The following is a 13,287-nucleotide window of genomic DNA, read 5'->3' as shown; positions in this document are numbered from 1 at the left end:
TCAACGATTGAATGTCAATCTTCTGGCGTTTCTCTTTTCAGAAAAAGCGCCCTTATCATAGGCTAAATGCCCATTTACAAAAGTTCGAACAACTTTCGAATCAAATGTGACGCCTTCAAAGGGAGACCAACCACATTTGTACAGAATGTTGGATTTTTCCACCAGCGAAGGTGAATTTCGATTGATCTGAACCAAATCCGCATAATATCCTTCCCGGATAAAGCCCCTTCGATCCAAATCAAATAGTTTGGCCGGATTGTGGCACATTTTTTCAACCACTTTTTCCAAGCTTATTTTTCCTTCCTGTTCTTTTTGGAGCATTGCCAACAAGGCATGTTGCACCAATGGTCCTCCCGAGGGACAGTTGGCATAAGGATTATCCTTTTCCTGAAGGGTATGCGGCGCATGGTCCGTGGCCACCACATCAATTCTATCATCCAACAGGGCCTCCCAAAGCATGTCCCTGTCTTTTGAAGTTTTCACCGCTGGATTCCATTTGATCAGTGCCCCTTTGGTGTCATAATCTTCATCGGAAAACCACAAATGGTGAATGCATACCTCAGCCGTAATCTTTTTTTCCTCTAAAGGAATGGTATTGGTAAACAAATCTGTTTCAATCCCAGTGGAAAGGTGGAAGACATGCAATCGGGCTCCTGTTTTTTTTGCCAGGGCAATGGCTTTGGATGACGAAAGGTAGCAAGCTTCTTCACTCCGTATGATGGGATGGTATCGCATTGGAATGTCATCCCCATATTCTGACTTATATTTTGCAAGATTGGCCCGAATCGTGCCCTCATCTTCGCAATGGGTAGATATCACCATCTCCGTTGAACTGAAAATGCGTTCAAGGACCGCTTCATCATCCACCAACATGTTTCCCGTGGACGAACCTAGAAACAATTTTACCCCGGAACAAGCATTTTTGTCCAACTTTTTTAATTCTTCCAAATTATCGTTGGTGCCACCGAACAAAAAGGAATAATTGGCCCAAGAAGTATTGGCTGCTGTGGCGAATTTGGCTTCGAGTTTTTCTATGGTCGTGGTTTGCGGAACCGTGTTGGGTTGCTCCATAAAGCTGGTGATGCCCCCTGCCAAAGCTGCCCTACTCTCACTTTCAATATTCCCTTTGTGCGTTAAGCCCGGTTCCCTAAAATGGACTTGGTCATCAATAATCCCTGGCAACACATAATCTCCCTGAACATCAATGACCTCAGCAGAATCATGAGTGATGTCGGTATCCAGTTTTTCAATGAAATCCCCATCCAAAAGTAAATCGGTTTCGATGATATTATTTTCATTGACAACCTTGGCATTCTTTATTAAAATTCGAGACATGCTTAAAAATTCTTTTTAAAGAAAATACTCCTCAACTTCATGGTGAAGACCCCAAAAATAGCTTCTCTAATTATGGAGGAATTCATTTTTGATTTTCCATTGATCCTATCTGTAAAAATAATCGAAACCTCCTCGATATTGAACCCTTTTAGGTAGGCCCTAAATTTCATTTCAATTTGAAAAGCATATCCGATAAATCGAACATTATCCAAGTTTATGGTTTCCAATACTTTTCTGCGATAACAGACAAAACCAGCAGTAGGGTCATGCACCTTCATCCCCGTAATCAACTTTACATAAAAAGATGCGCCGTACGAAAGCAGAATTCTGAACAGTGGCCAGTTCACCACGTTCACGCCCTTTTTGTAGCGCGAGCCCACGGCCACATCCGCTTCATTTAAACATGCCCTGTGCAATCGAAGCAAATCTGCAGGCCGATGCGAAAAGTCCGCATCCATTTCAAAAATGTACTCATAATCCCCGGCCAAAGCCCATTTAAATCCATGGATATAGGCGGTTCCCAGACCAGATTTTTCCTTGCGGACTTCTAAAAAAAGGGATTCAGGAAATTGGGTCTGCAACTGCCGAACGTTATCTGCCGTACCATCGGGCGAATTGTCGTCGACCACCAAAATGTGAAAATCTCTTTTAAGGTCAAAGACCGTTTTGATGATGGCCTCAATGTTTTCAATTTCGTTGAAAGTGGGTATAATGACCAATCCGTCCGCCATTCACTCGTGATTAGAACGCTAAAATAACACTTTATACCTTCTTTTTGGGTCAACACAAGTTTTTGGTTCCCTGACTTTGTTGGTCAAAGTTTGTAACTTTGACCCATCTAAAATTCGTTTGATGGCCCAAAAGTTTCCCAGGCTTTTTCTCATTCTACTGGCATCGCTTTTCATTCTAAACCTCCTTCAAAGCTATTTTACGGAACTCATTTACGATGAGGCTTATTATTGGTATTATGCCCAAGAGCTGGACTGGGGTTATTTTGACCACCCTCCGATGGTCGCTTTTCTTATTAAATTAAGCAGTTTTTTGTTCTCAGGTGAGTTGGGGGTTCGGTTTATGAGCTGTGTTTTGGCCGCAGGAACCTACCTCATATTATGGAGTACCATTGACAATCAAAAAAAGAATGACTACGTGATTCATTTCTTTGTATTGGTATTTTCCATGACCTTAATGAATGCTTATGGTTTTTTAACGCTACCCGACACCCCATTGCTATTTTTCACTGCACTTTTCTTATGGCTTTACAAACGATTTCTAAAAGACCCTTCCATTATCACGACAATAGCCATTGGAGTCACCATGTCGGCATTGATGTACAGTAAATATCATGCGTTCTTGGTTATCTTTTTTGTATTTCTTTCCAACATAAAACTTTTGAAGAACGGAAGAGCATGGTTGGCGGTATTGATTGCATTGGCCTGCTATTCACCGCATTTATATTGGCTTTATGAAAATGATTTTATTTCCATAAAGTATCACCTTTATGAGCGTCCCAACCAGGCCTATTCTTTTTCAAAGTTCACTTTGGGGTATTTTGTGAACCTAGTGGCCATTTTTGGGCTTCTTTTTTACTGGGTCTATCTCGCATTGATCAAAACAAAGGCTACTGATCCCTTTATCAAGGCCTTAAAGTACTTGTCTTTTGGGGTGATCATATTCTTCTTTGTTTCCAGTTTTAATAGAAGGGTTCAAACCCAATGGATTATTATTGTTTCCATCCCCATGGCGATTTTAACTTTCAACTATCTGCTGGAACACAGCAATGTGAGAAAATGGGTGTATCGACTGGGTTTGGTAAGTTTACTCGTGATGCTCTATGCCAGGGCTTGGCTGATTCACCAACCGCTATTACCCTTACTTTTTGAAACACATGGCAACAAAGACTGGGTAAGCGAGCTCCATACAAAATCTGGGGGAATCCCGGTGGTCTTTGAAAATTCATATAGAAGAGCTCCTATGTATGAGTTCTATTCGGGGCAGCATAGTTTTAGCTTGAACAATTATATGTACCGCAAGAACCAATATTCCATTGATAACTCCGAAGAAAGGGTTCGGAACAAAAAGATTCTTTACGCCACAAAATATAGAAGTGCAGGGGATATTTCTTATTCCCATCCTGATGGAAGTATATTTTATGGTATTTTCATGGATGATTTTGAGTCTTTTAGAAAGCTACAAGGTCTAGTGATGGAAGATTCCTGTTCAAATTGTTATCGGCTTGAGGTATATAATCCGTATGATTTCGACATTGCCCTGAACAAACTTTCATTTACCGTAGCTTTTTCCAACAGATATAAGCAGGTCAAGGAGATGGTCCCTATTACAGTTGAGAAAGTTGATGCCAATATGGAAAAGATTGTATCTCAGGATACCGTATCGTTCCGGTTTGTTCTCCCAAAACCAAAAATGGAAAATGTAGGTTATTTTAGAGTAGGTATATCTGAAAACCAGTTGCTTCCTGGCTTGAATGGGCAACCCATTAAAATTGAGCAATGAACCCAATCTATAAAACCGTTGAATCTTTTGATTGGATGACGATTGCCATTCTGTTGAGCCTAGTCGTGATCACGCTGGCCAAGTATATGTTCCAAACGCGATTTTTAAGTTTTTTAATACTTCCTTTCAACAATAAATATATCGTACTTTATAACAAGAAAGGTCGGTTATTCAGCTGGTTCCATGTGCTCATGACCTTGTTTCAGCTCATCAATCTTTCTTTGTTCATATTTTTGGCTTGGAAGGCATTTTTCCCACACCCTTCTAACGACCCGATACCAATTTTTGCATTGATTTTTGCTCTCGTTGGAGGGTTTCAAGTCTTAAAAGTACTTCTTCAGTCCGTCAAGGGTTTTGTTTTCAATACCAATGGCCTAGTTTCTGAAATCATTTACACCAAGCTCACCTATTTGAACCATAGCAGCCTGATAATGCTCATAAGCAATATACTGCTGATTTATGTGCTACAAGACTCAAAAACTGTCATTTATATCACAATTATTTTAGTTTTTTCAATTAATACCATAGGTCTGGCAAACCTGTTGAAGAACTATCAAAAAGTCTTAGTACCCAACATTTTCTATTTTATTTTGTACCTTTGCACACTCGAAATTGCACCCTTGGTTGTAATTGGAAGCTATCTAAAAGTTTAAAAGGCTTATGAAGGTAAAAACAATTTTGGTTTCCCAACCAGAACCCAAAATCGAAAATTCCCCCTACTCACGATTAATTGAAAAGGAAAAGGTAAAGGTAGATTTCAGACCTTTTATCCATGTAGAGGGTGTGCAGGCCAAGAATGTACGGCAGCAAAAAATTGATCTTAACAATTTTACTGCAATCATTCTAACCAGTCGAAATTCGGTTGACCATTTTTTTAGGATTGCTGAAGAGATGCGTTTTAAGGTGCCAGACAGCATGAAGTATTTTTGCCAGTCTGAAGCGGTTGCCTACTATCTACAGAAATACGTAGTATACCGCAAAAGGAAAATTTACGTTGGCAAACGTGCGTTCAATGAATTGACACCATTGATCAAGAAATATAAAGATGAGAAGTTTCTTCTTCCCTCTTCTGATACCCTAAAAGCCGCAGTACCTGATGCTCTTAATGAGTTGAGTGTAGACTGGACACGTGGAATTTTCTACAAAACCGTAATCAGTGATCTTTCCGATTTAAGAAATGTATACTACGATGTACTAGTTTTCTTTAGTCCATCAGGTATTGAATCCCTATTGAAGAATTTCCCTGATTTTGAGCAAAACGAAACAAGAATAGCCGTATTTGGTAACAGTACGGTGAAAGCCGCTACGGATGCCGGTCTTCGAATCGACATTAAAGCGCCGACCCCTGAAACACCGTCCATGACGATGGCACTTCAGAAATATATCACCAGCGTCAATAAATAAAATTGGTATTCAAAATAAAAAAAGCCCGATCAACTGATCGGGCTTTTTGTTTTTAGAAGGCATATCGTTGGGGGCCCCCACGGCGAATCTCTTCACTCGCATAAGCTTCAAACTTTTTAAAGTTCTCTCGAAACGCATTGGTCAATTTAAATGCCGTTTTATAGTAGGCATCATCATTGTTCCACGTGGCTCTTGGGCTCAGAACACTGGTAGGCACTCCTGGGCACTCCCGGGGCTGGGCCACTCCAAATACAGAATGAATATGGTAGTTGTCATAGGTATATAACCCTAATTTTCCACTCAGTGCGGCACTGATCATAGCACGGGTATACTTTAATTTCATTCGGGTACCCACGCCGTAGGGCCCACCGGTCCAACCTGTATTGATCAGCCAAACATCCACCCCATTTTCTATCATTTTCTCACTTAACATCTCAGCATACTTAGCGGGATGCAAAGGCATAAAAGGCGCTCCAAAACATGCTGAAAAAGACGGTTGGGGCTCAATAACTCCGGCTTCGGTTCCAGCTACTTTCGCTGTATATCCAGAAATAAAATGATATGCAGCTTGCGCTGGGGTTAATTTTGATATAGGAGGCAAAACACCAAAAGCATCAGCGGTTAGAAAGAAGATATTCTTTACATTTTTTCCTATGGAGGGTTGTTGTATGTTTTCAATATGATGAATGGGATAGCTCACCCGGGTATTTTGGGTGATGGAGGTATCGCTATAATCCACTACTGCATTTGCGTCCATGATAACATTCTCCAAAATGGCACCCTTTTTTATGGCACCGTAGATTTCGGGTTCCTTTTCTTGTGAAAGGTCTATCACTTTGGCATAACATCCCCCTTCAAAATTAAATACGGTATTGTCTGGGGTCCAGCCATGCTCATCATCGCCTATCAACTTTCTGTTCGGGTCAGTTGACAAAGTGGTTTTTCCTGTTCCTGATAATCCGAAGAAAAGTGCCGTATCCCCGTCTTCTCCGACATTGGCCGAGCAGTGCATGGGCAAGGTATTTTTGTACACAGGTAGAATGAAATTAAGGGCGGAGAAAATCCCCTTTTTGATTTCCCCAGTATACCCGGTTCCTCCTACCAAAGCAATCTTTTTGGTGAAGTTCAAAATTGCGAAATTATGTTGGCGCGTACCATCAATTTTTGCGTCCGCGTGAAACCCAGGCGCATTGATTACGGTCCATTCTGGTTCAAAAGCATCCAATTCATTCTCAGTAGGTCTTAAGAACATGTTGTAGGCAAACATATTGGACCAAGGATATTCATTGATTACCCTAAGATTCATTCTGTAGTCCCCATCAGCACAGGCATAGCAATCCCGCACGAACAGTTCCCTTTCATTCAAGTAGCTAATGACCTTGTCATATAATTGGTCAAACTTGTCGCTCTCAAATGGAATGTTGATGTTACTCCACCATATTTTGTCCTCGGTAATTTCATCTTTTACAATAAACCGATCCATTGGAGAACGTCCGGTGAACTCTCCGGTGCTTACAGCCAAAGCCCCTGAAGAAGCTTCTTTACCCATGTCCATGTCTATGGTTTTGTCGTGTAAGTTTTCTGGGGAAGATTGATAGTTTACCCTATCGTGAAAAATTCCGTGCTGCTTTAACGAAATCGATTTCGTAATTGGGTTGTGCGATGTCATTTTTTAGGATTTAATTTGGGGCAAAGCTAGAAAAATAAGTGCTTACCAAGGTGTTTTTGTAGTTTATTTTGTCGATTTTTTGGTCAAAATGAAATATCCCAAAAAAAACCATGCCCCAATCAATAATGTGCCTCCTAAAGGTGTTAAAAAGGCAATTATTTTTAAATCCCATGACAGCACGGGACCCAATACCAAAAGGTAAATCGAGCAAGAAAAAAGTATGATTCCCATCAAGACCAACCAAAAAAGCAGTCTTTGTTTCTTAATTCCAATTCCATCCCAAATACCAACAAACAAAAAGAAGAATGCATGGTACATTTGATAGCGGACACCTGTTTCAAACGACTCAACAGCATCCTTATCCACAATTTTCTCCAATCCATGGGCTCCAAAAGCCCCTAAAAGCACTGCCAACAAACCTAATACCGCACCAGCAAGCAAAAATGTTTTTTTCATAACTTTTTTAGCTAATATTTTTATAGGTATAACAATTTGATACCTTAGCAATCGTTCTATCAAAAGTAACGAAAAGCTATGTCCCGTACAGTTTTGGTCTTCGGTGCTGGCAAGTCCACCGCCTATTTGCTAAAATATATACTTGAAAAATCCGCTGAGGAAAAGTTGAAATTAGTCATCTGCGATATCGACTTTTCACAAGTTGACCCAAAAATGACCTCACATGAAAATTGCAGCTTGGTAAAGCTGGACATTTTTAATGATGCTGAAAGAGGAAAAGCAATAGCTGAGGCCTCCATTGTGGTTTCGATGCTCCCTCCAAAACTGCATATTAAAATTGCTGAAGACTGCCTGAAACATACAAAGCACTTGGTTACAGCATCTTATATCAATCAAGACATTCAAAAGCTGGATGCCGATGTCAAAAAAGCTGGTCTTGTTTTTATGAACGAAATAGGCCTTGATCCAGGGATTGACCACATGAGTGCCATGCAGATTATAGATCGTATTCGCGATACTGGAGGCAAAATGCTGCTTTTCGAGTCTTTTACAGGAGGATTGGTAGCACCCGACAGCGATACCAACCTTTGGAATTACAAGTTTACCTGGAACCCACGGAACGTTGTAGTGGCAGGTCAAGGCGGAGCGGCAAAATTCATTCAAGAAGGAACCTATAAATATATTCCCTATCAAAAATTGTTCAGAAGAACGGAGTTTTTGGAGGTCAAGGGTTATGGCACCTTTGAAGGCTATGCGAATCGGGATTCACTAAAATACAGGGAAGCCTATGGCCTACAAGATGCACTTACCTTGTATAGGGGCACCATGCGCCGAGTAGGATTTTCAAAAGCTTGGCACATGTTCGTAATGTTGGGTATGACGGATGATAGTTATATCATTGAAAATTCAAAAGGTATGTCGTACCGGGAATTTGTGAACTTGTTTTTGCCTTACTCTCCCACAGATTCTGTGGAGCTAAAACTCCGTCATTACCTTAAAATTGATCAAGATGATATTCGCTGGGGCAAGTTATTGGAACTTAATCTATTTGATGCATCCAAAAAAATTCCACTAGAAAATGCCACCCCGGCACAAATGCTACAGTATATTTTGGAGGATAGTTGGACGCTTTTGGAGCATGAAAAAGATATGATTGTGATGTACCACAAGTTTGGCTACGAAATTGGCGGTGAAAAGAAACAAATAGATGCCAATATGGTAGTACTTGGGGAAAATAGAATCTATACTGCAATGGCAAAAACGGTTGGACTTCCAGTGGCGATGGCAGCACTTCAAATTTTGAATCAAAAAATAAAAACCCCAGGTATTCAAATACCAATTAAGAGTGAAGTATACGATCCCATTTTAGTCGAACTGAAATCCCATGGGATTGATTTCAACGAATTTGAGGTGCCTTACTTAGGATATAACCCAGACTCGATTGCCATTTAACAATTTTCTTTTTTTTGATACCTTTAGGTTGACTTTTTTAAGCTACTTATGAAATCCAATAACAGTTCGGTTAAAATTGACGGCATCGACAAAAAGATTCTAAGATTTCTAATGGAAGATGCCCGAAGACCCATTTTAGAAATAGCCCGAAATATTGGCATCTCTGGAGCAGCTATTCACCAACGGCTTCGAAAGTTGGAGAGTTCGGGTCTGTTATCCGGTTCGAAATTCATTCTCAACCCCAAAGTTTTGGGCTATTCCACCATGGCGTATATCGGTATTTTTTTGGACAAAGCCATGGCCAATCCCAGAGCCGTGAAAGAACTCGAGAAGATTCCAGAGGTTTTGGAATGCCATTATACGACGGGCAATTGGTCCATCTTAATTAAGGTGCTGTGCAGAAACAACGAGCATTTGATGCAAGTACTGAACAAGAAAATCCAGCAAATTGAAGGGGTATCCCGTACGGAGACCTTCATTTCGCTGGATCAACAAATTGATAGGCAAATTTCAATTTAAGCCTAAATAAAAACGGCATTTTCGGCGATACTTCTATTCCTTTCCAGGTCATCCCGCACACTATCCAACTTCATTTCTATGGTAAGTAGTGCTGTTTTGCCCAATGGTAGTCGAAAGGAAGGCGTTTCATCGTTCACTAATTGTAGAATTGCCTCAGCCGCTTTGGCAGGGTCCCCTTCCTGTTTACCATCCACACCCTTAAGTTTGGCTCTGAAGGCGCCCGCTGTTTCATTATAATCCGGGATTGTCCGTTTTGCTTCTAGAAGCCCCGAACCGGCAAATTGTGTACGAAATGGACCAGGTTCTACTAGCGATACTTTGATACCCAAAGGGGCAACTTCTTGGGCCAAGGCCTCACTAAATCCCTCCAAGGCGAATTTGCTTGCATTATAAATGCCAAATCCGCCAAAAGCCTTCAGTCCTCCATGCGATGAGATTTGGACAATATGCCCAGCTTTATGTTCACGCATGAGGGGCAAGATTTCCTGAGTCAATTTTAGAACCCCAAAGAAATTGGCCTCAAAAACTTGCCGCACTTCTTCCATACTGCTTTCTTCAATGGCACCTATGAATCCAATTCCTGCATTGTTTACTAGGACATCGACTTTGTTGTACACATTTTTTATGGCCACAACCACGTTTTCTATGGCCAAATGGTCCGTGACATCCAGAAGATAGGCATGACCCCTTCCTTGGTTGGCTTTGTTAAACTCGTTCACTTGATTCTCCTTGCGAAAGGTGCCCAACACCAAATCTCCTGAATCCATTATCCTTTCAGCTAAAGCTTTTCCCAAGCCACTTGATATGCCCGTAATTAACCAGATTCTTTTCTCCATCCTAGTTGGTTTTTAAAAGTTCAAAAGTTTCTCCTTTCAAGAAAAAGCCACCAACTAAAAACAAAGCTGTCGGGAGCAACCATATGCCATTGCCCACAAAATCATGGGCCACATGAAAAGCGACAATGTTAAACACAATCGGTGCCAATAGTAGCCATCCCAAAAGTCGGGTTTTTCTCATAGCCAAAAGAATACCTCCTGCTATCTCCCCAATCGCGACCACAACGAAAAGATAGGAGGTAAACATGGTTCCCAAAAATTGTTGTGCTGTTTCGTCGGCTGGAGGTTCTACGGGAATAAAACCCAGAAATTTGTTTAGTCCAAAAACCACCATGAGCAGTCCAAGAAATCCAAATAGTACATTGTTCAGTGTTGTTTTCATTGTAAATAGATTTAAAATTCAACACGACAAAGTTGCCGTTCCTAGAACGGCGCTCTAATAATTTGGATTAGGAAATTTGCTTGAACTAGTTCAAGAATTTCCAGAGATACCTCTTCGAATCTTGCTCAAAAACTCCGGGGTCATCCCTAAATAAGAAGCAATAACCTTTTGGGGAACACGATTTACGATGCCGGGATACATTGAGGTTAATTGCAAATAACGTTCTTCGGCAGTCATACTTAAATTGGAAAGTGCGCGGTTACGGGAATAGGCAAAAGCCTTTTCCGTAGTGATTCTGTAGTACTCACTCAAAACATGGATTTCTCCGCACAGGGGCTCAATGTCCTCATATTTCATGCGAAGCAATATGGCATCCTCCAAAGCTTCGACAAATAAGGTCGCAGGAGTACGGGTTATATAACTATAAAAATCGCTTACGAACCAGTCCTCAATTGCAATTTGAACCGTGTGTTCTTTTCCATCCTTATCCAAAAAGAACGAACGAAAAGCTCCTTTGACCACATAATTTCGATACAGACTTATATACCCGGGTTGGTCTATGAACTGTCTCTTTTTTATGGGTGCCAACGTAACTATAGCGGCAATTCTTTCTTTCTCACTATCCGAGAGAGTCACGTACCGCCCTATATTGTCGAATAGGCCTTGATATTCTTTTGGAATCAATGTTTTATTGAAGTTCACTTATGAAAATTACAATAAATGCCATAAAAAACCTGCTTGAGGTTATCAAGCAGGTTAACTAAACTCATTGCTCAAAGATTAATCTCGTCCTCCGAATACCGCCCAGGCCCAGTACAGTAGGGACGCCAATGCGCCTAACGCTGCCACCAAATAGGTCCTAGCTGCCCATTTTAAAGCATCTTCTGCACCTGCATATTCTTGTTGACTTACCATATTTTTCTGCTTTAGCCATACCAATGCACGCTTACTGGCATCGTATTCAACGGGTAGCGTAATAAAACTAAACAGGGTTGCGAAACCCATCATCGCAAGTCCGGCAACAGCCACATAAAACCCAATTCCTCCTAAAGCATTGGTGGCCATAAGGGCAATTCCTCCAAAAACAATCCAGGTACTCATGCCTGAAGTAACACTCACCACAGGCACTAGTTTGGACCTCATGGTCAGCCATTCATAAGCCTGAGCATGTTGAACCGCGTGGCCCACTTCGTGTGCAGCGACGGCCGCAGCAGCAGCATTGCGTTGGCTATACACCCCTTCACTTAGGTTGACTGTTTTGTTTTTTGGATTATAATGGTCTGTGAGCATTCCAGCTGTTGAAATGACCTTTACATCGCGAATGCCATGATCATCCAACATTTTTTGGGCAATCTCAGCCCCGCTCATACCATTTCTTAAATGTACACGCGAATATTTTTTGAATTTGCTTTTTAATCGGGTACTGACGAGCCAGCTTAACAAAGCAATTCCTCCAATGAGGATATAATATGTCATCATAGTTTTTTCGTTTTTCTCTTATAAATATACCAACTATAAAGCAAAAACCCCGCCAAGGCGGGGCTAGGGTTATTAACTGACAAAATGTACGTTAGGCCATAGCAGGTTCCCAACTAAAAGCCTCTGCAATTTCTTCGTATACCACTTTACCCTCAACGATGTTCAATCCCTTCGCCAAGGATTTATCAAAATTACAAGCACTTCGCCATCCCATATTGGCTAGCTTAAGTACATATGGCAGGGTAACGTTGGTCAGTGCCATCGTAGAGGTGTAAGGCACCGCCCCTGGCATATTGGCCACGGAGTAATGCACAACATCATCTATGATGTAAATAGGGTCTTCGTGTGTGGTAGGTCTGGTGGTCTCTACACAGCCGCCCTGATCTACTGCTACATCCACAATTACCGTTCCTGGACGCATATCCTTCAGCATCTCGCGTGTAATCAAATTTGGTGCTTTTGCCCCTTTGAGCAATACTCCCCCGATGATTAAATCGTGGTCTTTAATATGCTTTCTGATATTAAACTCGTTGGAAAATTCGGTCACTACATGACTTGGCATTACATCGTTTACGTAACGCAAACGTTTCATATTGATATCTAAGATGGTTACATGAGCGCCCAATCCTGCTGCCATTTTTGCAGCCTGAATTCCAACAGTACCTGCTCCCAAGACCAGTACACGCCCCGGAGCTACACCGGGAACTCCACCTAAGAGTACGCCTCTTCCTTTTTTGGGCTTCTCCAAATATTTCGCTCCTTGTTGAATGGCCATCCTTCCTGCCACTTCAGACATGGGGGTGAGCAAAGGCAAAGTACCATCTTCATCTTCCACGGTTTCATAAGCAATGCAAATGGCCTTGCTTGCTATCATGGCTTTGGTCAATGTTTCACTGGAAGCAAAATGAAAGTAGGTAAAAACAATCTGGTCTTTTTGAATTAGGTTGTACTCTTCAGCAATGGGCTCTTTGACCTTCACAATCATTTCGCTCATAGCATAAACTTGACCAATGGTATCCAAAATGGTGGCCCCGGCCTGTTGGTAATCGTCATTAAAAAAACCGCTGCCCTCACCTGCTCCAGATTGCACATATACGGTGTGGTTGTTTTTTACCAATTCGAAAACGCCGGCAGGTGTCATCCCGACCCGACTTTCGTTGTTCTTGATTTCTTTAGGTACCCCTACAATCATTTTGTTGTGATTTTTTGATTTATGATTCAAAGGTGTTACAAAATGAACAAAA

Annotated in this window: 14 protein-coding genes; 5 read left to right on the top strand and 9 right to left on the bottom strand. The window is 41.3% G+C overall.

Translation table 11 applies throughout. The annotated features are described in order from the left end of the window. Together EW142_RS14965 and EW142_RS14960 are read right to left on the bottom strand one after the other, a co-directional pair. The gene (locus EW142_RS14965) at nucleotides 1–1,335 is read right to left on the bottom strand and encodes a dihydroorotase (RefSeq protein ID WP_130615221.1); all 1,335 of its coding nucleotides are present in this window, start codon (nucleotides 1,333–1,335) and stop codon (nucleotides 1–3) included. A 2-nt stretch (nucleotides 1,336–1,337) separates the two neighbouring features. After that, on the bottom strand, nucleotides 1,338–2,066 hold the full coding sequence (locus EW142_RS14960) for a polyprenol monophosphomannose synthase (protein ID WP_130615219.1): 729 nt from the start codon (nucleotides 2,064–2,066) through the stop codon (nucleotides 1,338–1,340). 121 nt (nucleotides 2,067–2,187) lie between these two features. On the opposite strand from EW142_RS14960, the gene EW142_RS14955 reads away from it, so the two are divergent. From EW142_RS14955 to EW142_RS14945, 3 genes are read left to right on the top strand one after another with little or no spacing between them, the layout of a single operon-like run. Further along, nucleotides 2,188–3,846, top strand: coding sequence for an ArnT family glycosyltransferase (locus EW142_RS14955; RefSeq protein WP_130615217.1), 1,659 nt, complete (start codon nucleotides 2,188–2,190; stop codon nucleotides 3,844–3,846). Further along, nucleotides 3,843–4,499 carry a DUF4271 domain-containing protein gene (locus EW142_RS14950; RefSeq protein WP_130615216.1) on the top strand — a complete coding sequence of 219 codons (657 nt, stop codon included), beginning with the start codon at nucleotides 3,843–3,845 and terminating at the stop codon, nucleotides 4,497–4,499. Before EW142_RS14955 ends, EW142_RS14950 begins: the two co-directional genes overlap by 4 nt. A 7-nt stretch (nucleotides 4,500–4,506) precedes the next feature. Then, nucleotides 4,507–5,250 carry a uroporphyrinogen-III synthase gene (locus EW142_RS14945; RefSeq protein ID WP_130615214.1) on the top strand — a complete coding sequence of 248 codons (744 nt, stop codon included), beginning with the start codon at nucleotides 4,507–4,509 and terminating at the stop codon, nucleotides 5,248–5,250. 52 nt (nucleotides 5,251–5,302) lie between these two features. On the opposite strand, the gene pckA is transcribed toward EW142_RS14945, so the two are convergent. Both pckA and EW142_RS14935 read right to left on the bottom strand, forming a co-directional pair. Then, on the bottom strand, nucleotides 5,303–6,919 hold the full coding sequence (gene pckA / locus EW142_RS14940) for a phosphoenolpyruvate carboxykinase (ATP) (RefSeq protein WP_130615212.1): 1,617 nt from the start codon (nucleotides 6,917–6,919) through the stop codon (nucleotides 5,303–5,305). Nucleotides 6,920–6,982: 63 nt separating this feature from the next. Beyond that, nucleotides 6,983–7,375 (bottom strand): DUF423 domain-containing protein, encoded by a 393-nt coding sequence (locus EW142_RS14935; RefSeq protein ID WP_130615210.1) that lies wholly within the window; start codon nucleotides 7,373–7,375, stop codon nucleotides 6,983–6,985. Between the two features lie 78 nt (nucleotides 7,376–7,453). On the opposite strand from EW142_RS14935, the gene EW142_RS14930 reads away from it, so the two are divergent. Both EW142_RS14930 and EW142_RS14925 read left to right on the top strand, forming a co-directional pair. Beyond that, a complete protein-coding gene (locus EW142_RS14930; protein ID WP_130615209.1) occupies nucleotides 7,454–8,827 on the top strand; it encodes a saccharopine dehydrogenase family protein in 1,374 nt (457 codons plus the stop codon). A 48-nt stretch (nucleotides 8,828–8,875) separates the two neighbouring features. Then, nucleotides 8,876–9,346 carry an Lrp/AsnC ligand binding domain-containing protein gene (locus EW142_RS14925; RefSeq protein ID WP_130615207.1) on the top strand — a complete coding sequence of 157 codons (471 nt, stop codon included), beginning with the start codon at nucleotides 8,876–8,878 and terminating at the stop codon, nucleotides 9,344–9,346. Between the two features lie 2 nt (nucleotides 9,347–9,348). Here the strand turns inward: EW142_RS14925 and EW142_RS14920 are convergent, their stop codons facing one another. The 5 genes from EW142_RS14920 to ald form a co-directional block, all read right to left on the bottom strand. Beyond that, nucleotides 9,349–10,182 (bottom strand): oxidoreductase, encoded by an 834-nt coding sequence (locus EW142_RS14920; protein WP_130615205.1) that lies wholly within the window; start codon nucleotides 10,180–10,182, stop codon nucleotides 9,349–9,351. 1 nt (nucleotide 10,183) lies between these two features. Further along, nucleotides 10,184–10,564 (bottom strand): DoxX family membrane protein, encoded by a 381-nt coding sequence (locus EW142_RS14915; protein WP_130615203.1) that lies wholly within the window; start codon nucleotides 10,562–10,564, stop codon nucleotides 10,184–10,186. A gap of 90 nt (nucleotides 10,565–10,654) precedes the next feature. Further along, nucleotides 10,655–11,266: a Crp/Fnr family transcriptional regulator gene (locus EW142_RS14910; protein WP_205783288.1), complete on the bottom strand. Its 612-nt coding sequence runs from the start codon at nucleotides 11,264–11,266 to the stop codon at nucleotides 10,655–10,657. Between the two features lie 78 nt (nucleotides 11,267–11,344). Continuing rightward, nucleotides 11,345–12,043: a zinc metallopeptidase gene (locus EW142_RS14905; protein WP_130615201.1), complete on the bottom strand. Its 699-nt coding sequence runs from the start codon at nucleotides 12,041–12,043 to the stop codon at nucleotides 11,345–11,347. 91 nt (nucleotides 12,044–12,134) lie between these two features. Continuing rightward, nucleotides 12,135–13,235, bottom strand: a complete 1,101-nt coding sequence (gene ald, locus EW142_RS14900) for an alanine dehydrogenase (protein WP_130615199.1) — start codon at nucleotides 13,233–13,235, stop codon at nucleotides 12,135–12,137. Nucleotides 13,236–13,287: the final 52 nt, after the last annotated feature.

The sequence above is a fragment of the Flagellimonas allohymeniacidonis genome (genome assembly GCF_004296335.1).
GTDB classification, from domain to species: domain Bacteria; phylum Bacteroidota; class Bacteroidia; order Flavobacteriales; family Flavobacteriaceae; genus Flagellimonas; species Flagellimonas allohymeniacidonis.
Note: the sequence above shows the minus strand (reverse complement) of the source record. Positions and strands in the feature narration are given on the sequence as shown.

Bases quoted from the DNA above. Each gene is read 5' to 3' on its own strand.
- EW142_RS14965 (WP_130615221.1), bottom strand. From the start codon at position 1,335: ATGTCTCGAATTTTAATAAAGAATGCCAAGGTTGTCAATGAAAATAAT.
- EW142_RS14960 (WP_130615219.1), bottom strand. From the start codon at position 2,066: ATGGCGGACGGATTGGTCATTATACCCACTTTCAACGAAATTGAAAAC.
- EW142_RS14955 (WP_130615217.1), top strand. From the start codon at position 2,188: ATGGCCCAAAAGTTTCCCAGGCTTTTTCTCATTCTACTGGCATCGCTT.
- EW142_RS14950 (WP_130615216.1), top strand. From the start codon at position 3,843: ATGAACCCAATCTATAAAACCGTTGAATCTTTTGATTGGATGACGATT.
- EW142_RS14945 (WP_130615214.1), top strand. From the start codon at position 4,507: ATGAAGGTAAAAACAATTTTGGTTTCCCAACCAGAACCCAAAATCGAA.
- pckA (WP_130615212.1), bottom strand. From the start codon at position 6,919: ATGACATCGCACAACCCAATTACGAAATCGATTTCGTTAAAGCAGCAC.
- EW142_RS14935 (WP_130615210.1), bottom strand. From the start codon at position 7,375: ATGAAAAAAACATTTTTGCTTGCTGGTGCGGTATTAGGTTTGTTGGCA.
- EW142_RS14930 (WP_130615209.1), top strand. From the start codon at position 7,454: ATGTCCCGTACAGTTTTGGTCTTCGGTGCTGGCAAGTCCACCGCCTAT.
- EW142_RS14925 (WP_130615207.1), top strand. From the start codon at position 8,876: ATGAAATCCAATAACAGTTCGGTTAAAATTGACGGCATCGACAAAAAG.
- EW142_RS14920 (WP_130615205.1), bottom strand. From the start codon at position 10,182: ATGGAGAAAAGAATCTGGTTAATTACGGGCATATCAAGTGGCTTGGGA.
- EW142_RS14915 (WP_130615203.1), bottom strand. From the start codon at position 10,564: ATGAAAACAACACTGAACAATGTACTATTTGGATTTCTTGGACTGCTC.
- EW142_RS14905 (WP_130615201.1), bottom strand. From the start codon at position 12,043: ATGATGACATATTATATCCTCATTGGAGGAATTGCTTTGTTAAGCTGG.
- ald (WP_130615199.1), bottom strand. From the start codon at position 13,235: ATGATTGTAGGGGTACCTAAAGAAATCAAGAACAACGAAAGTCGGGTC.